Annotated in this window: 28 protein-coding genes; 16 read left to right on the top strand and 12 right to left on the bottom strand. The window is 58.4% G+C overall.

Translation table 11 applies throughout. The annotated features are described in order from the left end of the window. The first annotated feature begins 234 nt into the window (after positions 1-234). From ACOYXH_RS04200 to ACOYXH_RS04190, 3 genes are all read left to right on the top strand, one after another. Positions 235-366 carry a hypothetical protein gene (locus tag ACOYXH_RS04200; protein ID WP_256573958.1) on the top strand — a complete coding sequence of 44 codons (132 nt, stop codon included), beginning with the start codon at positions 235-237 and terminating at the stop codon, positions 364-366. 71 nt (positions 367-437) lie between these two features. Next, a complete protein-coding gene (locus tag ACOYXH_RS04195) occupies positions 438-620 on the top strand; it encodes a hypothetical protein (protein WP_095050236.1) in 183 nt (60 codons plus the stop codon). 114 nt (positions 621-734) lie between these two features. Continuing rightward, positions 735-1,922: an MFS transporter gene (locus ACOYXH_RS04190; protein WP_176471293.1), complete on the top strand. Its 1,188-nt coding sequence runs from the start codon at positions 735-737 to the stop codon at positions 1,920-1,922. Here the strand turns inward: ACOYXH_RS04190 and arfB are convergent. Then, positions 1,919-2,332: an alternative ribosome rescue aminoacyl-tRNA hydrolase ArfB gene (gene arfB, locus ACOYXH_RS04185; protein ID WP_095050152.1), complete on the bottom strand. Its 414-nt coding sequence runs from the start codon at positions 2,330-2,332 to the stop codon at positions 1,919-1,921. The two genes, ACOYXH_RS04190 and arfB, sit on opposite strands and share 4 nt — an antisense overlap. 157 nt (positions 2,333-2,489) lie before the next feature. Between arfB and queC the strand changes: the two genes are divergently transcribed. Next, positions 2,490-3,188 carry a 7-cyano-7-deazaguanine synthase QueC gene (gene queC, locus ACOYXH_RS04180; protein ID WP_095050151.1) on the top strand — a complete coding sequence of 233 codons (699 nt, stop codon included), beginning with the start codon at positions 2,490-2,492 and terminating at the stop codon, positions 3,186-3,188. 54 nt (positions 3,189-3,242) lie between these two features. On the opposite strand, the gene ACOYXH_RS04175 is transcribed toward queC, so the two are convergent. After that, positions 3,243-4,118, bottom strand: coding sequence for a queuosine precursor transporter (locus ACOYXH_RS04175; RefSeq protein ID WP_093439557.1), 876 nt, complete (start codon positions 4,116-4,118; stop codon positions 3,243-3,245). Then, the gene (locus tag ACOYXH_RS04170; RefSeq protein ID WP_176471290.1) at positions 4,102-4,725 is read right to left on the bottom strand and encodes a helix-turn-helix transcriptional regulator; all 624 of its coding nucleotides are present in this window, start codon (positions 4,723-4,725) and stop codon (positions 4,102-4,104) included. The genes ACOYXH_RS04175 and ACOYXH_RS04170 overlap by 17 nt, the downstream gene beginning before the upstream one ends. A gap of 515 nt (positions 4,726-5,240) precedes the next feature. Here ACOYXH_RS04170 and ACOYXH_RS04165 point away from each other — a divergent pair. After that, a complete protein-coding gene (locus tag ACOYXH_RS04165) occupies positions 5,241-6,590 on the top strand; it encodes a serine hydroxymethyltransferase (protein WP_460410276.1) in 1,350 nt (449 codons plus the stop codon). A gap of 67 nt (positions 6,591-6,657) precedes the next feature. Here the strand turns inward: ACOYXH_RS04165 and ACOYXH_RS04160 are convergent, their stop codons facing one another. Next, a complete protein-coding gene (locus tag ACOYXH_RS04160; RefSeq protein WP_460111562.1) occupies positions 6,658-8,076 on the bottom strand; it encodes an amino acid permease in 1,419 nt (472 codons plus the stop codon). Between the two features lie 893 nt (positions 8,077-8,969). Between ACOYXH_RS04160 and ACOYXH_RS04155 the strand changes: the two genes are divergently transcribed. Then, entirely contained in the window at positions 8,970-9,107 is a 138-nt protein-coding gene (locus ACOYXH_RS04155) for a hypothetical protein (protein ID WP_003222780.1), read from the top strand. 71 nt (positions 9,108-9,178) lie between these two features. Then, entirely contained in the window at positions 9,179-10,144 is a 966-nt protein-coding gene (locus ACOYXH_RS04150) for a M29 family metallopeptidase (protein WP_320414034.1), read from the top strand. 189 nt (positions 10,145-10,333) lie between these two features. Here ACOYXH_RS04150 and rluB read toward each other — a convergent pair whose 3' ends face one another. The 6 genes from rluB to ACOYXH_RS04120 form a co-directional block, all read right to left on the bottom strand. Beyond that, a complete protein-coding gene (gene rluB / locus ACOYXH_RS04145; RefSeq protein WP_095050147.1) occupies positions 10,334-11,554 on the bottom strand; it encodes a 23S rRNA pseudouridine(2605) synthase RluB in 1,221 nt (406 codons plus the stop codon). Between the two features lie 143 nt (positions 11,555-11,697). After that, complete coding sequence (locus ACOYXH_RS04140; RefSeq protein WP_034153249.1) at positions 11,698-11,889, bottom strand: DUF1289 domain-containing protein; 192 nt, start codon at positions 11,887-11,889, stop codon at positions 11,698-11,700. Between the two features lie 143 nt (positions 11,890-12,032). Further along, positions 12,033-13,019 (bottom strand): SMC-Scp complex subunit ScpB, encoded by a 987-nt coding sequence (gene scpB, locus ACOYXH_RS04135; RefSeq protein ID WP_258709421.1) that lies wholly within the window; start codon positions 13,017-13,019, stop codon positions 12,033-12,035. Positions 13,020-13,030: 11 nt separating this feature from the next. Beyond that, on the bottom strand, positions 13,031-13,729 hold the full coding sequence (locus tag ACOYXH_RS04130) for a segregation and condensation protein A (protein ID WP_172828192.1): 699 nt from the start codon (positions 13,727-13,729) through the stop codon (positions 13,031-13,033). 123 nt (positions 13,730-13,852) lie between these two features. Beyond that, a complete protein-coding gene (locus tag ACOYXH_RS04125) occupies positions 13,853-14,482 on the bottom strand; it encodes an L-threonylcarbamoyladenylate synthase (protein ID WP_093440143.1) in 630 nt (209 codons plus the stop codon). 13 nt (positions 14,483-14,495) lie between these two features. Beyond that, the gene (locus tag ACOYXH_RS04120; protein ID WP_095050145.1) at positions 14,496-15,359 is read right to left on the bottom strand and encodes a PHP domain-containing protein; all 864 of its coding nucleotides are present in this window, start codon (positions 15,357-15,359) and stop codon (positions 14,496-14,498) included. 87 nt (positions 15,360-15,446) lie between these two features. On the opposite strand from ACOYXH_RS04120, the gene ACOYXH_RS04115 reads away from it, so the two are divergent. From ACOYXH_RS04115 to ACOYXH_RS04090, 6 genes are all read left to right on the top strand, one after another. After that, positions 15,447-16,046: a septation protein A gene (locus tag ACOYXH_RS04115; protein WP_007919675.1), complete on the top strand. Its 600-nt coding sequence runs from the start codon at positions 15,447-15,449 to the stop codon at positions 16,044-16,046. A 1-nt stretch (position 16,047) separates the two neighbouring features. Next, positions 16,048-16,347, top strand: coding sequence for a YciI family protein (locus ACOYXH_RS04110; RefSeq protein WP_095050144.1), 300 nt, complete (start codon positions 16,048-16,050; stop codon positions 16,345-16,347). Between the two features lie 149 nt (positions 16,348-16,496). Continuing rightward, on the top strand, positions 16,497-16,907 hold the full coding sequence (locus ACOYXH_RS04105) for a translation initiation factor 2 (RefSeq protein ID WP_038363742.1): 411 nt from the start codon (positions 16,497-16,499) through the stop codon (positions 16,905-16,907). Between the two features lie 7 nt (positions 16,908-16,914). Then, positions 16,915-17,592, top strand: coding sequence for a response regulator transcription factor (locus ACOYXH_RS04100; RefSeq protein ID WP_095050143.1), 678 nt, complete (start codon positions 16,915-16,917; stop codon positions 17,590-17,592). Between the two features lie 287 nt (positions 17,593-17,879). Further along, complete coding sequence (locus ACOYXH_RS04095) at positions 17,880-18,329, top strand: Spy/CpxP family protein refolding chaperone (RefSeq protein WP_460063412.1); 450 nt, start codon at positions 17,880-17,882, stop codon at positions 18,327-18,329. A 175-nt stretch (positions 18,330-18,504) separates the two neighbouring features. Continuing rightward, on the top strand, positions 18,505-19,845 hold the full coding sequence (locus tag ACOYXH_RS04090; RefSeq protein WP_095050142.1) for a sensor histidine kinase: 1,341 nt from the start codon (positions 18,505-18,507) through the stop codon (positions 19,843-19,845). Positions 19,846-20,284: 439 nt separating this feature from the next. Here the strand turns inward: ACOYXH_RS04090 and ACOYXH_RS04085 are convergent, their stop codons facing one another. Beyond that, a complete protein-coding gene (locus ACOYXH_RS04085; RefSeq protein ID WP_095050141.1) occupies positions 20,285-20,851 on the bottom strand; it encodes a nitroreductase family protein in 567 nt (188 codons plus the stop codon). A 121-nt stretch (positions 20,852-20,972) separates the two neighbouring features. Here ACOYXH_RS04085 and ACOYXH_RS04080 point away from each other — a divergent pair, with 121 nt between their 5' ends. Next, positions 20,973-22,427 carry a TrkH family potassium uptake protein gene (locus tag ACOYXH_RS04080; RefSeq protein WP_095125539.1) on the top strand — a complete coding sequence of 485 codons (1,455 nt, stop codon included), beginning with the start codon at positions 20,973-20,975 and terminating at the stop codon, positions 22,425-22,427. On the opposite strand, the gene ACOYXH_RS04075 is transcribed toward ACOYXH_RS04080, so the two are convergent. Further along, a complete protein-coding gene (locus ACOYXH_RS04075; RefSeq protein ID WP_218251785.1) occupies positions 22,384-23,445 on the bottom strand; it encodes an AraC family transcriptional regulator in 1,062 nt (353 codons plus the stop codon). The genes ACOYXH_RS04080 and ACOYXH_RS04075 overlap by 44 nt on opposite strands. A gap of 164 nt (positions 23,446-23,609) precedes the next feature. Here ACOYXH_RS04075 and ACOYXH_RS04070 point away from each other — a divergent pair, with 164 nt between their 5' ends. Then, the gene (locus tag ACOYXH_RS04070) at positions 23,610-23,921 is read left to right on the top strand and encodes an Mpo1-like protein (protein ID WP_093442638.1); all 312 of its coding nucleotides are present in this window, start codon (positions 23,610-23,612) and stop codon (positions 23,919-23,921) included. A 14-nt stretch (positions 23,922-23,935) separates the two neighbouring features. After that, positions 23,936-24,526: an HD domain-containing protein gene (locus ACOYXH_RS04065; RefSeq protein WP_095125542.1), complete on the top strand. Its 591-nt coding sequence runs from the start codon at positions 23,936-23,938 to the stop codon at positions 24,524-24,526. Positions 24,527-24,619: the final 93 nt, after the last annotated feature.

Below are 24,619 nucleotides of genomic sequence, written 5' to 3'. Positions count from 1 at the left end.
AATGCAGCCCGGGACGCTCTGCGTCCCAACAGCGGACGCAGAGCGTCCATTGATCGTTCCCACGCAGAGCGTGGGAACGATCAATCACCACAGCTTTTGCTCCCCCCTGCGGCCATCTGTCGCATTAATTTGAATTAAAAGTCTGATTGTCATTTTTCCTGCTGTATCCTGCGCAGGCTTTCAAGAAGCGCGGATCTACCAGATCTATCAACAGACTTAGCGAGGAGCGCAACCATGCACGAGATTCCTAATCTCCCCTTCCCAAGCCTGCACGTACCTGAGCAGACGACCACGCAGCAAGCCGGAGCCCAACAGCCCGAGCAGAAAGAAGCCGTTGAGAGCCGCCCGGCCGACAACGAAGAGTAAGACCCCGTCGTACAGACCGTGTGGAAAGCGCTAACATGCGCTTTCCACACTGCCTGACCCCCGAGCCCGCCATGACCGACGAATTCTCCGAAAGCCAAGCTGCCGTACTCATCGGCGCCACCGAGAAAATGATCGACATCTGGAACCGTCTCTCCCCCGAGAAACAAGCCGCCCTGCTCGCCCGTTTCGGCAGCGAAGAAAATGCCCTCGCGGCGCTGGTCACCACACAACTGGTTGCCCCGGCCAACCCCTGAAGCGGCCTCCCGGCAAATAGTTTTACTTTTCCCGCCCCAGAAGCCTCCACGCCGGTATCATAAGCAGCCTATCTAATCTGCCGTTCCTGTGGATCGTTACCCATGTCGTCCTCTATGTCCGAGCCCCAGCGCCCCCTGGCGGTCACGCTGCAAGTCGTTTCTATCGTCCTCTTCACCTTTATCGGTTATCTGAACATCGGCATTCCGCTCGCGGTGCTGCCAGGTTATGTGCACAGCGATCTGGGCTTTGGTGCGGTGATCGCCGGTCTGGTGATCAGCGTGCAATACCTCGCCACCCTGCTCAGCCGCCCGTACGCCGGCAAGATCATCGACAACCAGGGCAGCAAACGCGCAGTGATGATTGGCCTGGCCGGGTGTGGCTTGAGCGGTGTGTTCATGCTGATTTCGGCGTGGACACCGAGCATGCCGATGCTCAGTTTGATCAGTCTGTTGATCGGTCGCCTGGTGCTGGGCAGCGCTGAAAGCCTTGTCGGTTCCGGCTCGATCGGCTGGGGCATTGGCCGGGTTGGCGCGGCAAACACCGCCAAAGTGATTTCCTGGAACGGCATCGCCAGTTATGGCGCACTGGCGGTTGGCGCACCGTTCGGTGTGTGGCTGGTCGGCCAGTTGGGTTTGTGGAGCATGGGCGTCAGCATCATCTTGCTGGCGATTCTTGGTCTGGCGTTGGCCTGGCCGAAAACCGCCGCACCGATTGTGGCGGGTGAACGCCTGCCGTTCATGCATGTGCTCGGTAAAGTGTTTCCCCACGGTTGCGGCCTGGCGCTGGGCTCGATCGGCTTCGGCACCATCGCCACTTTCATCACCCTGTATTACGCCACACAGCATTGGGACAACGCCGTGCTGTGCCTGAGCCTGTTCGGTGCCAGCTTCATCGGTGCGCGCCTGCTGTTCGGCAATCTGATCAACCGCCTCGGCGGCTTTCGCGTGGCGATTGCCTGCCTGTCGGTGGAGACACTGGGCCTGCTGCTGTTGTGGCTGGCACCGGACGCACATTGGGCGCTGGCCGGTGCGGCGCTGAGCGGGTTTGGTTTCTCGCTGGTGTTCCCGGCGCTGGGTGTGGAGGCAGTGAATCTGGTGCCGGCTTCAAGCCGTGGCGCAGCGGTCGGTGCTTATTCGCTGTTCATTGATTTGTCGCTGGGGATCACCGGGCCATTGGCCGGGGCGATTGCGGCAGGCTTCGGCTTTGCTTCGATCTTCCTGTTCGCCGCTCTCGCTGCATTGAGCGGATTGGCCTTGAGCGTGTATCTGTACAAGCACACGGCCAAGTACCGCGAAGACTAGAAGTCCACTTTGCCGCGCCCGGCCTTGATGCTGCCGCGCTTGGTTTTCGATTCGAGCCGGCGCTTCTTCGATCCGAGGGTAGGCTTGGTCGGGCGGCGTTTCTTTTCGACTTTGGTGGCGCTGAGGATCAGCTCGACCAGACGCTCAAGCGCATCGGCACGGTTGGCCTCCTGCGTACGGTATTGCTGGGCCTTGATGATCAACACGCCATCGCTGGTGATGCGACTGTCGCGCAACGCCAGTAGCCGCTCCTTGTAGAACTCGGGCAAGGACGAGGCCGGAATGTCGAAGCGCAGGTGCACCGCACTGGAAACCTTGTTGACGTTCTGCCCACCGGCACCTTGCGCGCGGATGGCCGTCAGTTCGATCTCGGCATCGGGAAGATGCACGTTGTTGGAAATTACCAGCATGGAAAAACGTCCGTAATCAGAGTGCACAGGATACCGCGATTAGCTGCAAAGCGACCTGCGGCCTGCGGGCGCAACTTCCAGCGCACTTATATCGAGCATCATTTCGAGTTACCATTGCGACCTTTAAATTTACCCGTTTAATGCAGGAAGCAGACTTATGAGCAACAAGGCAGTTATCGTTTTCAGTGGTGGCCAGGACTCTACGACCTGCCTGATCCATGCACTGACCCACTACGATGAAGTCCACTGCATTACCTTTGATTATGGTCAGCGTCACCACGCGGAAATTGAAGTTGCCCAGCAACTTTGCAAACAGCTTGGCGTGACCGTTCACAAGGTAATGGATGTCTCTCTGCTGAATGAACTGGCGATCAGCAGCCTGACCCGCGACAACATTCCCGTGCCGACCGTCAACAGCTCCGGAGAAAGTCTGCCCAGCACTTTCGTACCGGGAAGAAACATTCTGTTTTTGACCCTCGCATCTATCTATGCGTATCAAGTTCAAGCCCGAACAGTCATTACCGGCGTTTGCGAAACCGACTTCTCGGGTTACCCGGATTGCCGCGATGAGTTCGTCAAGGCGTTGAACAACGCGCTTGAACTGGGCATGGATTACAAGTTACGTCTAGAAACGCCACTGATGTGGCTGAACAAAGCCGAAACCTGGGCGCTGGCTGATTACCACAATCAACTTGACCTGATTCGTCATCACACGCTGACCTGCTACAACGGTATAGCTGGAAGCGGATGCGGCGACTGTGACGCGTGCAATCTTCGCGCGAAAGGCCTCAGCGAGTTCCTGGAGAACAAAGAGCAGGTAACCAACAGTTTGAAATTGAAACTCAAACTAAAATAAGGCACAAAAAAAACGCTCGCCTGGACAATCCAAGCGAGCGCTTCTGCTATTCGATCAAACCTGGCTTCCTGTCAAATACTTCTTGAACAGCGACCGCGCCCCATAAGCGGGCATGATATTAAAGAAAGCAAAACCCACTTTGATCGCGATCTGCACATAGATCATGCTCAAGATCGCACTGTTCTCCATCGTTCCATAGAATGCGATGTAACAGAACAGAAAGCTGTCGATGATTACTGCAAACAATGTACTCAAGAATACGCGCAAGAACAGGAATCTGGAGTTGGTCAGTTCCTTGATCTTGCACAACAGATACGAGTTGATGTTTTCGGACACCAGAAACGATATCGAAGACGCTACCAGAACAGAAGACAATTGACTGATCACGTCATTGTAAGGTCCATCGAGCTTCCACCCCGGCAACCCCGGCAAATGGGTGGTGATCGCCAATAGAATGATAATCGCCGCATTGCTGATGAACGCAAAGAGAATTGCCCGGCGCGCCAACCGCAGACCAAAGGTCTCGTTCAACAGGTCAACGATCAGAAAGGTCAGCGGGTAAAGAAAGGTTCCCGGAGTCACGACAATGTCAAAGTAATCCAGATAGATCGGTTTAGTCGCTGCAATACTGGTGAAGATATAAAGCGTGAACAACATCAAGTTCAGGATAATGTAGATCATCCAGGAACTCTCATGACGATCATTGATTTCGTAAGCCGTCAGCGCCCCACCCTGGGAGTAGAACTTCTTGTAGAGGTTTTTCACTTCGATTTTATTCAGATTATCCATAATCTCACTATTCAACACTTCACTCAGTTTTATTTTAATTATCTTGCCTGTCGCAATGACCATGATAACGGCCAGGCTTTTTCCATTTTCGAACCCCAGCAATTTGTACTTGCTGTTTTCCATTTCAACACTGCAATCCATTAAATCGTTCCTCGATTACATCTCCGATCACGCATACACGATCCGTATCAAAGCTGCCTTCATGGCTTATAGATAACTTCGCTGTGATTTTGTCATACACCAGTTTTTCCCTGTCGCTGGTCGATGCTCCTTTCTGCACGATCAACAGATCGCCGGGTTCGTTCATGCCACTGATTTCGTTTTCCAGAAGCACGCCAATCAGGTTAAAGGACGCGCCAAAATAGTAAGTCAGTGGATGAATCGTGGCCAGTTCACCAATTCTTTTATCCAGACTTTGCAGCAGCATACTTTCCTTGATGACAGGCACCGCCGCCGGATTCATGTTCCCCTGTGGCGAAATACTGCTTTCGATGATTTCCTTCTCTTCAAAATCAATCGTTTCTATTTCCTCGTAAGACACGCCGAAGAAATCAGAAATCTTGCGTACAGTGGACTGTTGTACATTGACCACTTTGCCTTCAAGGATGTTGTAGATGGTGGTACGCGTCAAACCACTGGAGTGACACAAGGACAACTGCGTCTCCCCGCGACTCTTTATCAGGTATTTGATGTTGTTTTTCAGATTCTCCGATCTTTCTCTTCTGTGTATCACATGCTTGCCATCCATTTTTTAACTGCAATCAATGTCACACCCCGAATGATCATTCCGGACATGCACAAGTGAGGTAGGAAATTGCAGTTATATCCCTGTCAGTGCCGCGCAGGATCATAGCATTCTCCCTCCTTGGGTTCGGTATAAAAAGTCAGCCTTCACGCGATGCCACCCACCCACTGGCAGGATGATTTCAGCCTTTGTACTGACTAGTCAGTTTCGGTTGCCTTTCACCCGGCGTCTGAAAATCGGCATCATGCCATGGCCGTTTTACACCCGCAGCGGCTACAAAAAGAATCATTTTCTTTGAAGAATGTTCATTTTTTTGATTAATTCTGTGGCGTTCCTCACTGAAAAATTTATGATGCGTCAACCCGGCGCTTCATTCTCGAGAGTGAAAGAACGAAAAAACGGGGACCTGTACAGGGTTTAGTTTTGCGCTCACAGCGGTCAAAACACGGATTCGCCTGTACAGATCTGGCAAGCAAGGACATGCGCAAATCTCGCAAAACCAGGGAAGGAATCAAGCAATGGCAGTCATTACTGAACCGCTCAAGAACCAGGCTGACATGTTGCGTCGTGGCCTGGCGGATCTTCGCGCAGAAGACGCCGAACTGGCGGCCATTCTCGACGCTGAAGTCACGCGTCAACAGCACACGCTTTCACTGGCCTCCTCCTCCTGCGCCGTCCAGCCGCGAACCTTGGCGGCCTCTGCTTCCGTGCTGGTCAACGTGACGGCAGAGGGCATGTCCGGCAAGCGCCACAGTGCAGGGTGCGAGAACGTCGAACTGGTCGAGTCGCTGGCCATCCGCCGAGCGCGGCAACTGTTCGGCGCGCAATACGCCAACGTGCAGCCACACTCAGCGTCGAACGCTATATACCAAGTCCTTACGGCCTTGCTGGAGCCTGGCGACACCTTGCTGGGTATGGCAGTGGAACACGGTGGTCATCTCACGCATGGCAGCCTCGCGGCGTTTTCGGGCGCCTACTACAAGGCGATCCAGTACGGCACGACATCCGACGGTCTCATTGATTACGACAAAGTGCGTCTGCTGGCGCTCGCCCATCGCCCACGCGTCATCCTCTGCGGCGCCACCGCCTATTCACGCGTAGTCGACTTCAAGCGGTTTCGCGAAATTGCCGATGAAGCCGGCGCCATCCTGCTCGCCGACATTTCGCATATCGCCGGGCTTGTGGCCACCGGACGGCATCCAGGTCCGATCGACGCCGCACATGTCACCGTCACCTGCACGCACAAGCAACTCGCCGGACCTCGGGGTGGCGTGATCCTCAGCGGTCGGGACGCAAACACCAAGATCCCCGGCTTGAGAACCACCTTCAGTCGCCTGCTGGATCAAGCCGTTTACCCGCGCATGCAGGGCGCGCTCGCCGCCAACATGATCGCAGCGAAGGCTGCCGCGCTGGGTTACGCAATGTCCGCAGAATTCGATGCCTGCATGGCACAGATCCGCAGTACGGCGGATGAAATGGTCAAAGCGTTTCAGGCCAAGGATTATGAAGTGGTCGGCGGCTGCAGTGAAAACCACACAGTGCTGGTTCGCTTGCGGGGTGGCATCACAGGGGCTATCGCGGAGGCGGCGCTGGGACACTGCGGGATCATCGTCAACAAACATCGCCTACCCGACGATCCCCGTTCGGCACTTGTCACCAGCGGGCTGCGTATCGGCACCGCGGCTCTAGCGCAACGCCGGGTCGATGTCCACGGCAGCCGCCAGATCGTCGATTTGATCGTGCGGGTTCTGAATACGGTAGCGCCGCTCGGCGAACAGGATTACACCCTGGAACCTCTGCTCCTCGCGCAGTTTCGCTCAGAGGTCGAAACCCTGTGCAGGGACTATCCTCTCGCCGACTATCAATAGCGGTCCAACATTTGCGCCCATAAAAAACCCGGCACTCAGGCCGGGTTTTGTGTTTCTGCATCAGCGCTTACTTGGCAGCACCTGCCGCGTGCACGGCCTGCTGCGCGCCGCGCTTGTTCTTGATCACGTAGCAGACCCACATGAACACGACCCACACCGGAATCGCATACACCGAGATCTGAATGCCCGGGATCAACAGCATCACACCGAGGATGAAGGCGACGAATGCCAGGCAGATGTAGTTACCGTACGGGTACCACAGCGCCTTGAACAGCGGCGTCTGTTTGGTCTTGTTCATGTGCTGGCGGAACTTGAAGTGCGAGAAGCTGATCATCGCCCAGTTGATCACCAGCGTCGCAACCACCAGCGACATCAGCAGCTCCAGCGCGTGCTGCGGGATCAGATAATTGAGCAGCACAGCCACCAGCGTCACTGCCGCCGAAGCCAGGATCGACCGCACCGGCACGCCGCGCTTGTCGATCTTCGCCAGACCTTTCGGCGCATCGCCCTGCTCGGCCATGCCCAGCAGCATACGGCTGTTGCAGTAGGTGCCACTGTTGTAAACCGACAACGCGGCGGTCAGCACCACAAAGTTGAGAATGTGCGCGGCGGTGTTGCTGCCGAGCATCGAGAACACTTGCACGAACGGACTGCCACTGTACGAATCACCGGACGCGTTAAGGGTTTCCAGCAGACTGTCCCATGGCGTCAGCGACAGCAGGATCACCAGCGCACCGATATAGAAAATCAGGATCCGGTAGATCACCTGATTGATCGCTTTCGGGATCACGGTTTTCGGTTTGTCCGCTTCAGCGGCGGTGAAACCGAGCATTTCCAGACCGCCGAAGGAGAACATGATGATCGCCATGGCCATCACCAGACCGCTAACGCCATTGGGGAAGAAACCACCGTGCGACCACAGATTGCTCACCGAGGCTTGCGGGCCGCCGTTGCCGCTGACCAGCAGGTAGCTACCGAGCGCAATCATGCCGACGATCGCCACGACCTTGATGATCGCGAACCAGAATTCGGCCTCACCGAAGACTTTGACGTTGGCCAGGTTGATCGCGTTGATCAGCACGAAGAAAGCCGCTGCAGACACCCAGGTCGGGATGTCCGGTGCCCAGTAGTGGATGTATTTTCCGACCGCGGTCAGCTCCGACATGCCCACCAGAATGTACAGAATCCAGCAGTTCCAACCGGACAGAAAGCCGGCAAAGCCGCCCCAGTACTTGTGCGCGAAATGGCTGAAGGAACCGGCCACCGGCTCTTCGACAATCATCTCGCCGAGCTGGCGCATGATCATGAAGGCGATGAAGCCGCAGATGGCGTAGCCGAGAATCATCGACGGGCCGGCGGATTTCAGTACCCCGGCCGAGCCGAGGAACAATCCGGTACCGATCGCGCCACCGAGGGCGATCAGTTGAATGTGGCGATTTTTCAGGCCGCGTTTCAGCTCGCCTGATTGCGAGGGTTGTCCACTCATGAAAAAGGTCTCACGCAAGGTTTGATGATGTTCAGTAGACGTTGCTGCCAGGTTGCGATTTCAAGCAGCCCCGATCAAACCCCAGCGCAGGCACCAGGAGTTCAGCTCATTTACAACGGTCATGCGTCACCTGTTTGTTTTTATCTGTGACGAAATCGAACCCGAAACGCTTGTGGCGCCACGGAGTGAACAAGGCGGATAGCCTTGAGATTTGCGCGATTACGCAGAGGGTCACAGTTAAAACGCGGCGCATTGTACACCGCTAACCCCCTGCTGCCAGACCCCGCTGGATCAGCGTGGCGGTTGCCGGGATTGCGTGTGTCCGCCTCGAGACACTCGAGCGGCTGCAAAAATTGAGTCAGGCCTTTGCAGGCCATCGGCGTGGACGAGGAAAAAACCGTCCCACGGAGAGAGATGGAGATCAGTCACGGCGTTCATTGCGCCTCCTTCTTGTTATGCACCTGCACGACAGGCATGGGGCGCATATCACCCTGCAAACGATGCTGAAACAAGCGTGCCAGAGCCTTGTCCGGCCCGCGGCGGAGCAGGCTTCGGCAGCTTTTCCTTACAGCGCTCATGACGGGTTGGTTTCACTCGGTTTTAACGGCTTTTTTGTAAACATTTCTTTACGACGCGTAACGCAGAGTTTCCATTTCAGAAATATCTGTCAGACGTCTGCAAATTGACGGTAGCTAGCTTGCTAATGAAACGTGCTGTTTAGTTTTTTGTTTTCAAATAAAAAAACTGCCGCCGAAAAACAGAATAAAAAGTCTATTTAAAAAATAAATGAATAATTTTTTGCATTACAAAACACCCTGAACTAGGTTCTTCACGTCTTGCCGGCCACCTCGACCGGCCAGTCACAACCGTGAATGTCATCTAGGAGATCGACCATGCAAGCACTGGAAAAAGACTTGGATACCGAACTGCAACTGGACGAATGGTTTGAAGCACCGACCCACGAGGCGGCTGTAGAAATGATGCAAGCCGACGCGGTAGTTCCGTTCGGCACGGCGATGTGGCCTCTGTAAGACATCTCCGGGCAGGCACGATCCGGCCGGTCGTGCCTGCCGCTTTTTACACGGTCAGTCAGGGAGGATTCATGGATAAGCCCCGCGCGATCTCGCATTTCCTTTACTACCTCGAACACCACCCCGCCCTTACCGGCATCGACTCGGCGAAGGTATTGCTCGGCCACACGGCTGATTACCAAGCGCTGACCGGCGCGATCGCCGAACAGGCAGGCGATCATCCTCGTTTCCAGTTCAGCACCCGACGTCTGGACCTGGACAGCACCGCAACGCTGACCTCGGCAATCACCGACAGCGATCTGTACATTTTCTTCTACGACTCTTCCACCCTGCCCAACCCGCGCCCCGACGGCCCGGAGTTCGTGCGCGCGCTGCAAGCGGTGATGGCGGAGAACTGGAAGAAGTCGCTGCTGTTCAAGGATTACGGCGATTATTTCTATGACACCTTCAGCGTCACCCCGCAGCGGATTGCCGGACTGAACAGTCACCTGATCCAGCGTATGTCCCACGCGACCACGCTGAGTTTCAAGGACGATGACGGCTCATGGTTTGAAACGCCGCTGAGCAGCATCAAGAAGTGGACCGACATCAACGGTGTCGGCAACTTCGACCTGGCCCCCGGCGAAATCGCCACGCACAGCGAGGCCATCAACGGCCATGTGAAGTTCAAGGGCACGTTCCTCAGCACCATCCCGTTTGCGCGCAAGTACGGTGTGCTGGAATCACCACTGGAACTGTGGATCGAGAACTCGACCATCAGCCGCATCGCCACGGAGGTGCCGGGGCTGGAGCATGATTTCAACAGGTACCTGGATGCCAACCCATCGAACCGGCGGATTGAGGAGTTGGGGATTGGCACCAATGAAGGCGTGAAGGATTTGTATGCGCGTAATGCCGGGTTTGAGGAGCGGCATTGTGGGTTGCATCTTGGGTTGGGCGGTGGCGCCAAGGGTAGTCATCACCTGGATCTGATCTTTTCGGGTGGGGTGCTGGCGCTGGATGACAAGCCGGTGTTTGATGGGCGTTTTGTGTTCTAGCCCCAAGATTTAATCGTTCCCACGCTCCGCGTGGGAATGTAGCCTGGGACGCTCCGCGTCCCTCTAGAGCCGAACGCGGAGCGTCCGTTGAGGCATTCCCACGCAGAGCGTTGGAACGATCGGTGTGCGCCAGACGAAAAAAAACGCCAACCCTGCGGTTGGCGTTTTTTCATTTGGCGCTAAACCCGATCACTCAGGCTTTTTACGACCAAACCCCGGACGCTGACCGGAACCGGCCGGTGCGCCACGACGCTTGCCCGACGGCTTGTCACCGTCAACCAGCTTGATCCCCGGACGCTTCGGCGCAGGTTTGGCCGGGCGCTTGTTGGTGGTGTCCGCTGGACGATCCGCCACAGGCGTGCCACGACCGGCAGGCGCACCACGCTCGCCACGCTCAGTGCGACCGTTGGCCGGACGCGGAGCGCGTTCGCCGTCACGGGCTACTGGCTTGCGACCTGGACGCTCGCCTTCGATCTGCGGTTCACGGCTTGGGCGCGGACCGGTCGGCGCGCCAGCGGCTGGACGCAGCGTACGAACGCGCTCGGTCTTGGCCATCGGCCGCGACGATTTGCGCTGCATGCGCTCAAGCTTGTCTTTGCTCTTGGCGTTCAGTTGCGGCATCGCTACCGGCGTCAGGCCGACTTCAGCACTGAGGATGTCGACTTCGTACTGGCTCATTTCGCGCCAGCGCCCCATCGGCAGGTCGGAGTTGAGGAACACCGGACCGAAACGCACGCGCTTCAGACGGCTGACCACCAGACCCTGCGATTCCCACAGACGACGAACCTCACGGTTACGGCCTTCCATCACCACGCAGTGATACCAGTGGTTGAAGCCTTCACCGCCTGGCGCCTGCTTGATGTCGGTGAACTTCGCCGGGCCATCTTCCAGCACGACGCCGGCCTTCAGGCGCTCGATCATCTCGTCGTCGACTTCACCGCGTACGCGCACGGCGTACTCACGGTCCATCTCGTAGGACGGGTGCATCAGACGGTTGGCCAGCTCACCGTCGGTGGTGAACATCAGCAGACCGGTGGTGTTGATGTCGAGACGACCGATGTTGATCCAGCGACCTTCTTTCGGACGCGGCAGCTTGTCGAACACGGTCGGACGGCCTTCAGGGTCGTCACGGGTGCAGATCTCGCCATCGGGTTTGTTGTACATGATCACGCGGCGGACCGATTCGGCCGCTTCTTCGCGCTTGATCACCTTGCCATCAATGGTGATGGCGTCGTGCATGTCGACGCGCAGACCGAGGGTGGCGTCTTTGCCATTGACCTTGATCCGGCCCTGGCTGATCCAGGATTCCACGTCACGGCGCGAGCCGACGCCGATACGGGCGAGGACTTTCTGCAGCTTTTCGCCTGCTGGGCCGATTTCCTGGTCGTCTTTCTGAATGATGTCGCTCATCTGGGCACCTCCCGGTGTGGTCTGTTCAGGCGGCGCCTGAAGCATTGAAATCTGGGTACTTAGCCGAAGGGATCGGCGAAGGGTCGCGAATCATACGCGGATGTGCGCCATCGCGCATCAGAGACTAGTCGATCAGGCCAAGGTTATTTCTTTTTCCGCCGACCGGCGCCACCGAGTTTGATCAGGCGCAGCGCGGCTTCGGCCAGTACGCTGCGCTTGTCGTCCTTGTCGAGTTTCTTCCAGGCTTTGATTTCGCGCTTGCTGCGGCCGCAGCCGAGACAGATGTCGTCGGTGAATTTGCAGAGGCTGATGCACGGGTCTTTGGTGGAACTCATCGAGGTCTCCGAAAAACACAAATCCCTTGTAGGAGTGAGCCTGCTCGCGATAGCGGTGTGTCAGTCAACATCTTCTTGACAGATACACCGCTATCGCGAGCAGGCTCACTCCTACAGGGGATCGCGGTGTTTGGCAGGGCGGGTCAGTCTTCCAATTCGCGGCGTTCGGCCTCGATGGCTTCGGCCAGGGCACGGGCTTCGGCTTCTTCTTCGCTTAGCTCCGGTTCTGGCGCGGGTTGTTCGAGCGCGGCGACGGCGGCCAATAGTTTTTCGCGGGCTTCGGCGACGCCAAGAATGTCCTCTTCCGGTTCGGCTTCTGGCTCTGCTTCAAGTTCAACTTCAATCGCTGGCTCAGCGACTTCGGTTTCAGGCTCGTTCGTCGGCGCGTCACTGTCGCCCGCCTCACCATCCACCGCATCCCGCAGCAAATCATCGAAGTCGGTCTTGATCCCCTCCTCCATGCTGTCCAGCTCCAACAGCAAGGTATGGAAACTGGTCTCTTCCTTCTCCTCTTCCGGCTCGGCGCTGGCATCGGCCAGTTCCTGCAAGCCCTGCGGCACCGGAGCGTCGTCGAAATCAAGCACCGGGTCAGTTTCCATTTCGCGCAATTCGGCCAGCGGCGGCAGGTCTTCGAGGTTCTTCAGGTTGAAGTGATCGAGAAACATCTTGGTGGTGGCAAACATCGCCGGTTTGCCCGGCACATCGCGGTAACCAACAACACGGATCCACTCGCGCTCCAGCAAGGTCTTGACGATATTGCTGTTCACCGCCACGCCACGCACGTCTTCGATCTCGCCACGGGTGATCGGCTGACGGTAGGCGATCAGCGCGATGGTTTCGAGCAAGGCGCGGGAGTAACGCTGCGGGCGCTCTTCCCACAAGCGGCCGACCCACGGCGAAAACTTTTCGCGGATCTGCAAGCGATAGCCCGATGAGACTTCCTTGAGCTCGAAAGCACGGCCCTCGCAGGACTTGCCCAGCAGGGTCAGGGCTTTCTTGAAGACCGCAGGCTCGGGCCGTTCGCCTTCTTCAAACAGTTCAAACAGACGCTCAAGGGATTGCGGCTTTCCCGAGGCCAACAGAAAGGCTTCAAGCAGGGGGGCCAGCTCGCGGGGTTCAGTCAGGTTCATGTTTCGACTCGTTATTCGGCTCGGGCTCGCACGTGGATCGCGGCGAACGGCTCATTCTGCACCAGCTCGACCAAGGATTCCTTGACCAGTTCAAGGATCGCCATAAAGGTCACCACCACACCCAGCCGCCCTTCCTCGGCGGTGAACAGCTCGACGAACGGCACAAAACCGCCGCCCTTGAGCCGTTCCAGCACATCGCTCATGCGCTCGCGGGTGGACAGTGCCTCGCGGCTGACCTGGTGGCTTTCAAACATATCGCCACGGCGCAGCACTTCGGCCATGCACATCAAAATCTCCTCCAGCGCAACGTCCGGCAACAGCTTGCGCGCCCGGGCTTCCGGGGCGTCGAGCTTGGGCACGATCACATCGCGGCCAACCCGGCTCAAGCCGTCGATGCCTTCGGCGGCCGCCTTGAAACGCTCGTATTCCTGCAAGCGGCGGATCAGTTCGGCACGCGGGTCATCTTCCTCGTCTTCGACAGTCTCGGCCCGAGGCAGAAGCATGCGCGACTTGATCTCGGCGAGCATCGCGGCCATCACCAGATATTCGGCGGCCAGCTCCAGGCGCACCGACTGCATCAACTCCACGTAGCCCATGTACTGGCGGGTGATTTCCGCCACCGGGATATCGAGGATGTTGATGTTCTGTTTGCGGATCAGGTACAGCAGCAGGTCGAGCGGGCCTTCGAAGGCTTCAAGAAAGACTTCCAGCGCATCCGGCGGGATGTACAGGTCCAGCGGCATCTCCATGACTGCCTGGCCATAGACCATGGCAAATGGCAGTTCCTGCTGAGCGCCGGCCTGCGGATCGACAACGGTTTCCACTGCGGACATTCAGGCCTCGACCATGAACGGCGCGGGGTCGCCGCAACCGACGCGGATCACTTCCGGGTCGTCGCCGGTCAGGTCGATCACGGTGGAGGCTTTAATGCCGCCAAAACCGCCGTCGATGATCAAGTCCACTTGGTGTTCAAGCAGTTGGCGCATTTCGTAAGGATCGCTGAGCGGGTCTTCGTCGCCGGGCATGATCAGGGTCACGCTCATCAGCGGCTCGCCGAGTTCGGCCAGCAGCGCCAGCGCGATCGGATGGCTCGGCACACGCAGACCGATGGTGCGCTTCTTCGGATGCAGCAACAGACGCGGCACTTCGCGGGTAGCGTTGAGAATGAAGGTGTATGGCCCTGGCAAATGCGCTTTGAGAATGCGGAAGGTGCCGGTGTCGATCTTGGCGTAGTTGCCCAATTGCGACAGGTCACTGCAGATCAGCGCGAAGTTATGCTTTTCATCGAGCTGGCGCAGGCGGCGCACGCGCTCAATCGCGGTCTTGTCGCCGATCTGGCAGCCGATGGCGTAGGAAGAATCCGTGGGATAAACCACCACCCCGCCCTTGCGGATGATTTCGACCGCCTGTTTTATCAGGCGCGCTTGCGGGTTTTCCGGATGAATCTGGAAAAATTGACTCACATTCTCTACCTGTTCAGACGGCGGCAATATCTGTGTCATGTTTGAACCGACACCACAGGGGTGGAAGGTCCTCGGGAACCGGCCGGTACTGGCCGATCTCGGACCAGCCGCCAGGGCCATGGAAGTCACTGCCGGCGCTGACCAGCAGACCGAACTCACGGGCAAGGATTGCCAGGCTGCCGACCTGTTCCGCAGGCTGATGGCCATTGACCACCTCGATCGCATGCCCGCCTGCTTGAATATAGTCGGCAATCAGCTTTCGACGCTTGCTACGAGTGAAATCGTAGTGCCACGGATGCGCGAGGCTGACCCAGGCCCCGGCGGCACGCAGTGTGCCAACGGTGTCTTCCAGCGTCGGCCAGTGCAACTTGACGTCACCCAGCTTGCCGGCGCCGAGCCATTTGCGGAATGCCTCGGCACGATCCTTTACAAAACCTTCACGCACCATCCAGTCGGCGAAATGCGGACGGGCCGGGGCGTTGCCGCTGTCGCCCAGTTCCTGCTGGACCTGCCGGGCACCATCGAGGGCACCGGGCATGCCCTTGAGAGCGAGTTTGCGGCTTATTTCTTCCGACCGCAGCCAGCGCCCATCGTGCAATCTGGCAATCGCTTCGACCAACGGTGCGGCGTTGACGTCGAAACCGTAGCCCAACACATGAATCGTCGCGCCGCCCCAGGTGCAGGACAATTCGACGCCGTTGACCAGTTGCATGCCCAATTCGTTGGCGGCCGTGCGCGCTTCGGCGAGGCCTTCGAGGGTGTCGTGGTCAGTCAACGCCAGGACTCGCACGCCGTTCTCGAACGCACGCGCAACCAGAACCGCAGGCGCGAGGGCGCCATCGGAGGCCGTGCTATGGCAATGCAAATCAACATTCACGGGGAGTTGTAACCTCAAATCAGCTGGCGCTATCGCGCGCCCATATGTTTGTTATTATGCCGCCACATCCAGCTTCTGGCTCTCACTGTGAAACAATTCATCGATTTCATCCCGCTTCTGCTGTTCTTCATCGTTTACAAACTTGATCCACGGGTCGTCGACATCGCTGGCCATGAAGTGACTGTAGGCGGTATTTACAGCGCCACGGCGATGCTGATCATCAGTTCCCTGGTGGTGTACGGCGCGTTGTTCATCAAACAGCGCAAGCTGGAAAAGAGCCAATGGCTGACCCTGATTGCCTGCCTGGTATTCGGCAGCCTGACGCTGGCCTTCCACAGCGAAACTTTCCTCAAGTGGAAAGCCCCGGTGGTCAACTGGCTGTTCGCCGTCGCCTTCATCGGCAGCCACTTCATCGGTGACCGCCTGCTGATCAAACGCATCATGGGCCACGCACTGACCCTTCCGGATCCGGTCTGGACCCGCCTGAACATCGCCTGGATCGCCTTTTTCCTGTTCTGCGGCGCTGCCAACCTGTTCGTCGCCTTCACCTTCCAGAGCTACTGGGTGGACTTCAAGGTGTTCGGCAGCCTGGGCATGACCTTGGTATTCCTGGTCGCACAGGGCATTTACCTGTCGCGTCATCTGCACGATGCCGATACCACAACAACACCAAAAACCGAGGACTGACATGCTCTACGCCATCATTGCCACCGACGTCGCCAACTCGCTGGAAGCACGCCTGGCCGCGCGCCCTGCGCATCTGGAACGCCTGCATGCGCTCAAGGGCGAAGGCCGCATCGTACTGGCCGGCCCGCACCCGGCCGTCGACAGCAATGATCCGGGCGCAGCGGGTTTCACCGGCAGCCTGATCGTCGCCGAATTCGATTCCCTCAGCGCTGCGCAAGCATGGGCCGATGCTGATCCGTACATCGCCGCGGGTGTCTACGCCAACGTGGTCGTCAAGCCGTTCAAGCAAGTCCTGCCTTAAACGTTCGGTGATGAGGGGATTTACCCCTCATCACTCGCGACACTGCCTCACGCAATGAACCTTCCTGGTTCTTGCTGCTCTCAATCGCTCATTATTCTCGTTTGCCTGCCGACAACCTGCCCAATATCCATTTGGAAACAGGTGTCGCGATGCGCAAGGGTCCGTTGTGTCTGATGTTGGTCACGTTGTCGATCATGGCACCCGCCCATGGTGAGGAAACCACCGAAGGCGGCAGTTCCACGCCATTGTCGTTAAGCGCCGGCAGCCAGATCACCGAGTTGCAGCAGCGCCTCAAGGCCAGCGAGCAGCAACGGGAAGAACTGAGCAAACAACTGCAAAATGCCGACAATACCCGTGAAAGCGCACAGCTCGCCCGGTTGCGCCAGGAGAACCAGCGTCTCAAGCTGCAACTCAAGGAAGCCCAGGCCAGCCCGCTGCCGCGTCTGCTGACTGATCAGCAGCAATGGTTCGTCACGGGCGCCGGAGTAGCGCTATTGGCGCTGCTCTGCGGTATCTTTGCCAGTGGAGCAAGCCGAAAACGTCGGCAATGGCTAAATTGAGTGAGTCATGAGCGAGCTGTTACTGATTGATGATGACCAGGAGTTGTGCGAACTCCTGAGTAGCTGGCTGAGCCAGGAAGGCTTCCATGTGCGCGCCTGCCACGATGGCCAGAGTGCGCGCAAGGCGTTGGCCGAAACGGCCCCGGCGGCGGTGGTGCTGGACGTGATGCTGCCCGACGGCAGCGGTCTGGAACTGCTCAAGCAATTGCGCAACGATCACGCTGATCTGCCGGTGCTGATGCTCTCGGCCCGTGGCGAGCCGCTGGATCGCATCCTCGGTCTGGAACTGGGCGCCGACGATTATCTGGCCAAACCCTGCGACCCACGAGAACTGACCGCTCGCCTGCGCGCCGTACTGCGCCGCAGCCACCCGGCGGCAGTCTCGACGCAGCTTGAGCTGGGCGATCTGAGTTTCAGCCCGGTGCGCGGCGTGGTCAGCATCGACGAGAAAGAACTGACCCTTACCGTTTCCGAAAGCCGCCTGCTCGAAGCCCTGCTCAAGCAACCCGGCGAGCCGCTGGACAAACAGGAACTGGCGCAGATCGCCCTCGGTCGCAAGCTGACCCTGTACGACCGCAGCCTCGACATGCACGTCAGCAACCTGCGCAAGAAGATCGGTCCGCATCCCGACGGCCGCCCACGCATCGTCGCTCTGCGCAGCCGCGGTTACTTCTACAGCCTCTGAACTGCACACATCCCCCGGCCAACGGTAACCGACGCCTCCCCCTGTAGGAGCTGCCGCAGGCTGCGATCTGATCGTTCCCACGCTCTGCGTGGGAATGCAGCCGGGGACGCTCTGCGTCCCACAGTCAAAAGATCGCAGCGTGCCGCAGCTCCTACAACGGGATATGTGTAAGGCTGGGCGCGAAGCGTCTTTACCCAAGCTTTACGCAGTGCTGACCGCCGCTGACCTTGATCTCCGTAATCTGTACTCATCCGGAACGTACCGGGAACGAGACAAGGAGATACACCATGCGCAAGACTCTTATCGCTCTGATGTTCGCTGCCGCTCTGCCAACCGTCGCCATGGCCATGCCGCAAGACGGTGGCCCGATGGGTGGCCCGCTCGACGGCCCACGCCACGGCGGTCAGATGCACGGCATGCACGGCAAAGGCCCGTACAGTCAACTCGACCTGTCCCGCGAACAACGCGAGCAGATCCGCAAGATCATGGGCGAGCAGATGCACGAGCGTAAGCAACTGGTCGACAAGTACCTGAAAAAACTCTCGCCGGCTGACCAGAAAGCCATGAAGGACGAGATGGCCGCCAACCACAAGAAAGCCGAGTCCGATGTTCGGGCGCTGCTGAAACCGGATCAACAGAAGAAATTCGACGAGATCCAGAAAAAACAGGCCGAGCGTCGCGCCGAATGGGCCGAATTCAAGGCGTGGAAAGCGCAACAGGCGCAAAAGGCGCAATAATGTTCTGACCCCGGACCCGACGGCTAAACACCGCCGGGTCTTTTTCCACCGATCCAATGTAGGAGTGAGCCTGCTCGCGATAGCGGTGTGTCAGTCAACGAATACTTGTCTGACTCACCGCTATCGCGAGCAGGCTCACTCCTACAGGGATTTGCGTTTGTTCTGAGGATTTTCTGTGCGTTCATTGTTCTGGCGTATTCTCGCGAGCTTCTGGCTGGCCATCGCTCTGGTGGCCGGGCTGTCCATTCTGCTCGGGCACATGCTCAACCAGGATGCGTGGATCCTCAGCCGCCATCCGGGCCTCAACACCCTCGCCGGCGAATGGACGCAAACCTACGAAGCCCAGGGCGAGGAAGCTGCTCAGGACATCCTCGAACAGCGCAAACGCCAATATCACATCGATGTTCAGGTGCTGAACGAATCCGGCGACCCGGTGGTTCGCGGCACCTTCCCGCGCCGCGCAGCCGCATTCGAAGCCCGCCAGAACAATGATGACCGGCGCCTGCCATGGCGACGTCTGACCGATGAATTCACCAGCGAAAAAACCGGTGACACCTACCTGTTCATCTACCGCATCCCGCATCCGGAACTCGACTCTTGGCACCGCGAAAGTCTGCTTTGGCCATTGAGTGCGCTGGGCATCGCGTTGGTGGTGCTGACCCTGTTCAGTCTGTTGGTGACCTTCTCCATCACCCGCCCGCTCAGCCGTTTGCGCGGCGCGGTGCATGATCTCGGGCAGACCACCTATCAGCAGAACAGCCTGGCGAAACTGGCCAATCGCCGCGACGAATTCGGCGTGCTGGCCACCGACTTCAACCGCATGGGTGCGCGTCTGCAGAGCCTGATAGGCAGCCAACGGCAGTTGTTGCGCGACGTTTCCCACGAATTGCGCTCACCGTTGGCGCGGTTGCGCATTGCCTTGGCGCTGGCGGAACGGGCCAATCCTGAAGAACGGGAAAAACTCTGGCCACGCCTGACCCGCGAGTGTGATCGGCTGGAAGCATTGATCAGTGAAATTCTGGTATTGGCGCGGGTCGATGCCGACAACGCCAGTGCTGAAGAGGTGGATCTGAATGCGTTGCTCGGCCTCTTGCAGAAGGACGCAATACTGGGATCGCCCGAGCAGATCGTGCGTCTTGATGCCGAACCGCAGCTGAATCTGAAAGGCTGGCCGACCATGATCGAGCGCGCCGTCGATAACCTGCTGCGCAACGCCCAGCGCTTCAACCCGGAAGGTCAGCCGATTGAAATGCAGGCTTCACGTCAGGGTGAAAAAATCATCGTGAGCGTGCGCGACCATGGGCCGGGGGTGCAGGCTGAACATTTGAGCCAGTTGGGCGAACCGTTTTACCGGGCGCCGGGGCAGACGGCAGCGGGACACGGTTTGGGCCTGGCGATTGCGCGGCGAGCGGCGGAACGGCATGGTGGGAGTTTGACGCTGGCAAATCATCCGCAGGGTGGGTTTATTGCCAGCCTGGAATTGCCGTTGGTGCCCGGAGCGGTGGTGCAACTTTAAGAGCCTAAAAGCTACCCTCACCCCAGCCCTCTCCCGGAGGGAGAGGGGGCCGACCGAGGTGTCTTGCGTCATACATCGACCTGAAGAACCGAGTTGATTATGGACCAGGAAGGCACGTGAATCGTCGCCGACTCTGGGTTCGAAATGCACTGGAACCGTTATCGACTCCGAACTCGAAATGCACTGGAGCCGTTATCGACTCCGAACTCGAAATGCACTGGAACCGTTATCGACTCCGAACTCGAAATGCACTGGAGCCGTTATCGACTCCGAACTCGAAATGCACTGGAGCCGTTATCGACTCCGAACTCGAAATGCACTGGAGCCGTTATCGACTCTGGATTCAGCCGAGCACTTTCAGGTCGGCGTACCTCTACAGCATCCCCCAATCAGTCCCCTCTCCCTCTGGGAGAGGGCTAGGGTGAGGGGCTTTTGATCTTCAGGCTTTACCAGGCCAGGCACTGACGAACTCGCTCAGATCGACTTTATCTGCCACACGCGGCTCTTTCTGCGGCGTGCCGAGATACAGGAACGCAATCACCTCTTCACCTTCGGCCAGGCCCAAGCCTTTAGCCACATGCTGCGAATAAGCCAGATCACCCGTACGCCACACCGCACCAATCCCCTGCGCATACGCCGCCAGCAAAATCCCGTGCGCCGCACACCCGGCCGCCAGCAACTGCTCGGCCTTCGGATATTTAACGTGTTCCTGCAATTTGGCGATCACCACAACCACCAACGGCGCTCGCAGCGGACCGTTGCGCGCCTTGTCGATCATCGCTTCGGTGACCTCGCCTTCCTGCTGCTGTGCAGCCTCGGCCAACAACTCGCCCATCTGTTCACGCGCCGCGCCTTCGACCGTCAGGAAGCGATACGGCTGCAAATGCCCGTGATCCGGCGCGCGCAACGCGGCGCCAAACAGGGCTTCGCGCTGCTCGGCAGTGGGGGCCGGTTCGACCAGTCGTGGAACGGAAACACGGTTGAGCAACGCGTCGAGAGCCTGCATCGGCCACCTCCTGAAAAATATGTGCGGCTATTCTAGCTGTATCTGCCAACAGGATGCCGGTTTACATGCCCTGCCCCACGGGTAGAATGGCGCCCTTCCCACATCAGCCCGAGCGGACTTCATGGCGTTGCCGACCTTACGGATCATTGGTTTCATCATCGGCATCTTCCTGATCACCCTGGCCGTGGCCATGGTCGTGCCTATGGCCACCCTGGTGATTTTCGAGCGCACCGGTGATCTGCCGTCGTTCCTCTGGGCGAGCATGATCACCTTCGTCGCCGGCCTCGCGCTGGTGATTCCCGGCCGACCGGAACACATTCACCTGCGTCCGCGTGACATGTACCTGCTGACGGTCAGCAGTTGGCTGGTGGTGTGCATTTTTGCTGCGCTGCCGTTTCTGCTGACCCAGCACATCAGCTACACCGACTCCTTTTTCGAAAGCATGTCCGGCATTACCGCGACCGGCTCGACCGTTCTCAACGGGCTCGACACCATGTCACCGGGCATTCTGATGTGGCGCTCGCTGTTGCACTGGATCGGTGGTATCGGCTTTATCGGTATGGCGGTGGCGATTCTGCCGCTGCTGCGTATCGGTGGCATGCGCCTGTTCCAGACCGAGTCCTCGGACCGCTCGGAAAAGGTCATGCCCCGCTCGCACATGGTGGCGCGCCTGATTGTGGCGGCGTATGTCGGCATCACCATCCTTGGCAGCCTGGCGTTCTGGTGGGCCGGGATGAGTCCGTTCGACGCGATCAACCACGCGATGTCGGCGATCTCCACTGGCGGGTTCTCGACCTCCGATCAATCCCTGGCCAAGTGGACGCAACCGGCGGTGCACTGGGTCGCAGTCGTCATCATGATTCTCGGCAGCCTGCCGTTCACACTGTACGTGGCGACGTTGCGCGGCAACCGCAAGGCGCTGATCAAGGATCAGCAAGTACAGGGTTTGCTCGGTATGCTGCTGGTGACCTGGCTGGTGCTCGGCACCTGGTACTGGTGGACGACCAATTTGCATTGGCTGGAGGCGCTACGCCACGTGGCGCTGAACGTGACGTCGGTGGTCACCACCACCGGTTTCGCCCTCGGCGACTACAGCCTGTGGGGTAACTTCTCGCTGATGCTGTTTTTCTATCTGGGTTTTGTCGGAGGCTGTTCCGGGTCGACGGCGGGCGGGATCAAGATCTTCCGTTTCCAGGTCGCCTACATCTTGCTCAAGGCCAACCTTAATCAACTGATTCACCCGCGCGCAGTGATCAAACAGAAGTACAACGGCCACCGTCTCGACGAAGAGATCGTCCGTTCGATTCTGACCTTTTCGTTCTTCTTCGCCATTACCATCTGCGTGATCGCCCTGCTCCTGTCGCTGCTCGGCGTCGACTGGATGACCGCGTTGACCGGCGCTGCCAGCACCGTGTCCGGGGTCGGCCCAGGCCTGGGCGAGACCATTGGCCCGGCGGGCAACTTCGCCACTCTGCCGGACGCGGCCAAGTGGATCCTGTCGTTCGGCATGCTGCTCGGCCGACTGGAGATCATTACGGTGTTTGTACTGTGTATTCCGGCCTTTTGGCGTCACTGACCGCACCCGGCGCCTGCAACAACCGCGTCCGGTAATCGCCGGGCGTGGTGTCGAACCAGCGGCGGAACGCGCGAAAGAAGTTGCTCGGGTCGGCAAATCCCAACAGATAAGCGATTTCCAGCAGCGTCATGCTCGGTTGCGCCAGATACTGCTCGGCCAGTTCACGGCGGGTGTCGTCGAGCAGTTGCTGAAAACTCGTGCCCTCCTCCTGCAAGCGGCGCTGCAAGGTGCGCTGCGATAGATGCAGGGTCTGCGCGACGGTATCGCGCTTCGGCTCACCTTGCGGCAGCAAACGGCAGAGCACCTGTCGCGCCTTGTGGGTCACGCGGCTTTCGGAAAAACGCGCCAAGTATTCCCCGGCAAAGCGGTCATGCAGCAGCGCCATCGCTTCGTTGGCGGTGGGCAGCGGCGCTTCCATGTCGGCACGTTCGAAGATCAGCGCATCGTACGGCGCGTTGAACATCAGCGGTGCGTGGAAAGCTTGTTTATAGGGTTCCAGGTCATCCGGTTCCGCGCCCTGCACCAGCACTTTGACCGGGTGCAACGTGCGTCCGGTCAACCAGCCGCACAGGCCTAGCGCACAGGCCAGCGAGGCTTCGGCGCTTTGCCGGGTCGGCGGCAGATGGTCACCGTGCACGGTCAGAATCAGCGCATAACCTTCATCAAGCAATCGGAAACTCAGATCGGCGCTCTCGGCGATGATGCGCTGATAGCGCACCAGCCGCTGAAAGCCTTCGGCAAGGGTATTGCTCGACATCAACGCGTAGCCGGCGACATGAAAAGACGCCGGTCGCACCACCTTGCCCATGTTCAGGCCGATCGCGGGGTTGCCAGATAACTCGACCGCCCGTTGCCAGAGACGGGTCATGGAATCTTGCGGGAAGCGCGCATCCGGATCATCCAGAGCCGTGTAATCGAGCCCCAGTTGTTTGAACAGAACCCGGCAATCCAGGCCGTCCATCTCCAATGCTTTGACAATCCCCATCGCCCAGCTTGCAGAAGTCGTTCGTTCGCTCATGGCGTTTTTCTTTTACATGATGGGCCGCATGTTACGGCCCGATTTGCGAAGGATACTAAAGTGGCGCCGATTGTCACTGGCCCACGCCAATGATCACTCTAGACTCAAATAAGCTACCCGCAGCACAACTCGTCGCCAGAACAATAACCACAGAGAACGCGGTCGTGGAAAACATCAAGCATTTCAACAGCTTCGCTGAGTTCTATCCGTATTACCTCAGCGAACACAGCAACAGCACCTGCCGGCGTCTGCACTTCATCGGCACGACACTGGTGATTTTTATTCTCGCGCTGACCATCGCCAAGGGCGCCTGGCTGCTGTTATTGGCCTTGCCGCTGGCCGGTTACAGCTTCGCCTGGGTCGGGCACTTCTTCTTTGAAAAGAACCGGCCGGCGACTTTCCAGCATCCGCTGTACAGCCTGCTTGGCGACTTCGTCATGTACCGCGACATGATTCTGGGTCGCGTGGCGTTCTGAATGAGGGTCAGCCAATGAATGCCAATGCCCGCTTCACCCATATGAAGGACGGTACCCAAGAAGATTGGGCGATCATCGCCGCCGACTTCAGCGCCTACGCCAAACAGTTGCCCGCACGGATCATGACCCACCTGAAATTGCTGGAAGGCGATTTCGGCGGCTTCCCGGTGGATCGCCTGACCCACTCGCTGCAAACCGCCACCCGTGCCTTTCGTGACGGGCGCGACGAGGAATATGTGGTTTGTGCCTTGCTGCATGACATCGGCGACACCTTGGGTTCGTACAACCATCCGGACATTGCTGCGGCGATTCTCAGGCCGTTCGTCAGTGCCGAAAATTTGTGGATGGTCGAGAAGCACGGGGTGTTTCAGGGGTATTACTTCTTTCATCACCTGGGCATGGATCGGCATCTTCGTGAGCAGTTCAGGGAGCATCCGCAGTTTCAGGCGACCGCCGAGTTTTGCGCCAAATACGATGCGGCGGCGTTTGATCCTGACTATGACACGCTGCCGTTGAGTTTTTTCGAGCCGATGATGGAGCGGTTGTTTGCGCAGCCGAAGAACTCGATTTACAAGGCGGCGATGGAGGAACACTCGCCAGCGTAATCATCCTCGGCAACCGCTGCGCGGTTCATCGCGAGCAGGCTCACTCCTACAGTTGAAATGCGTACCCCTGTAGGAGTGAGCCTGCTCGCGATG

This window comes from Pseudomonas sp. Mb7, from assembly GCF_054790525.1.
The sequence above is the reverse complement of the archived record's forward strand: the minus strand, read 5'-3'. Positions and strand labels throughout refer to the sequence as shown.

Excerpts from the sequence above, each read along its gene's own strand:
- ACOYXH_RS04200 (WP_256573958.1), top strand. The coding sequence starts at position 235 with ATGCACGAGATTCCTAATCTCCCCTTCCCAAGCCTGCACGTACCTGAG.
- ACOYXH_RS04195 (WP_095050236.1), top strand. The coding sequence starts at position 438 with ATGACCGACGAATTCTCCGAAAGCCAAGCTGCCGTACTCATCGGCGCC.
- ACOYXH_RS04190 (WP_176471293.1), top strand. The coding sequence starts at position 735 with ATGTCCGAGCCCCAGCGCCCCCTGGCGGTCACGCTGCAAGTCGTTTCT.
- arfB (WP_095050152.1), bottom strand. The coding sequence starts at position 2,332 with ATGCTGGTAATTTCCAACAACGTGCATCTTCCCGATGCCGAGATCGAA.
- queC (WP_095050151.1), top strand. The coding sequence starts at position 2,490 with ATGAGCAACAAGGCAGTTATCGTTTTCAGTGGTGGCCAGGACTCTACG.
- ACOYXH_RS04175 (WP_093439557.1), bottom strand. The coding sequence starts at position 4,118 with ATGGATTGCAGTGTTGAAATGGAAAACAGCAAGTACAAATTGCTGGGG.
- ACOYXH_RS04170 (WP_176471290.1), bottom strand. The coding sequence starts at position 4,725 with ATGGATGGCAAGCATGTGATACACAGAAGAGAAAGATCGGAGAATCTG.
- ACOYXH_RS04165 (WP_460410276.1), top strand. The coding sequence starts at position 5,241 with ATGGCAGTCATTACTGAACCGCTCAAGAACCAGGCTGACATGTTGCGT.
- ACOYXH_RS04160 (WP_460111562.1), bottom strand. The coding sequence starts at position 8,076 with ATGAGTGGACAACCCTCGCAATCAGGCGAGCTGAAACGCGGCCTGAAA.
- ACOYXH_RS04155 (WP_003222780.1), top strand. The coding sequence starts at position 8,970 with ATGCAAGCACTGGAAAAAGACTTGGATACCGAACTGCAACTGGACGAA.
- ACOYXH_RS04150 (WP_320414034.1), top strand. The coding sequence starts at position 9,179 with ATGGATAAGCCCCGCGCGATCTCGCATTTCCTTTACTACCTCGAACAC.
- rluB (WP_095050147.1), bottom strand. The coding sequence starts at position 11,554 with ATGAGCGACATCATTCAGAAAGACGACCAGGAAATCGGCCCAGCAGGC.
- ACOYXH_RS04140 (WP_034153249.1), bottom strand. The coding sequence starts at position 11,889 with ATGAGTTCCACCAAAGACCCGTGCATCAGCCTCTGCAAATTCACCGAC.
- scpB (WP_258709421.1), bottom strand. The coding sequence starts at position 13,019 with ATGAACCTGACTGAACCCCGCGAGCTGGCCCCCCTGCTTGAAGCCTTT.
- ACOYXH_RS04110 (WP_095050144.1), top strand. The coding sequence starts at position 16,048 with ATGCTCTACGCCATCATTGCCACCGACGTCGCCAACTCGCTGGAAGCA.
- ACOYXH_RS04105 (WP_038363742.1), top strand. The coding sequence starts at position 16,497 with ATGCGCAAGGGTCCGTTGTGTCTGATGTTGGTCACGTTGTCGATCATG.
- ACOYXH_RS04100 (WP_095050143.1), top strand. The coding sequence starts at position 16,915 with ATGAGCGAGCTGTTACTGATTGATGATGACCAGGAGTTGTGCGAACTC.
- ACOYXH_RS04095 (WP_460063412.1), top strand. The coding sequence starts at position 17,880 with ATGCGCAAGACTCTTATCGCTCTGATGTTCGCTGCCGCTCTGCCAACC.
- ACOYXH_RS04085 (WP_095050141.1), bottom strand. The coding sequence starts at position 20,851 with ATGCAGGCTCTCGACGCGTTGCTCAACCGTGTTTCCGTTCCACGACTG.
- ACOYXH_RS04080 (WP_095125539.1), top strand. The coding sequence starts at position 20,973 with ATGGCGTTGCCGACCTTACGGATCATTGGTTTCATCATCGGCATCTTC.
- ACOYXH_RS04075 (WP_218251785.1), bottom strand. The coding sequence starts at position 23,445 with ATGAGCGAACGAACGACTTCTGCAAGCTGGGCGATGGGGATTGTCAAA.
- ACOYXH_RS04065 (WP_095125542.1), top strand. The coding sequence starts at position 23,936 with ATGAATGCCAATGCCCGCTTCACCCATATGAAGGACGGTACCCAAGAA.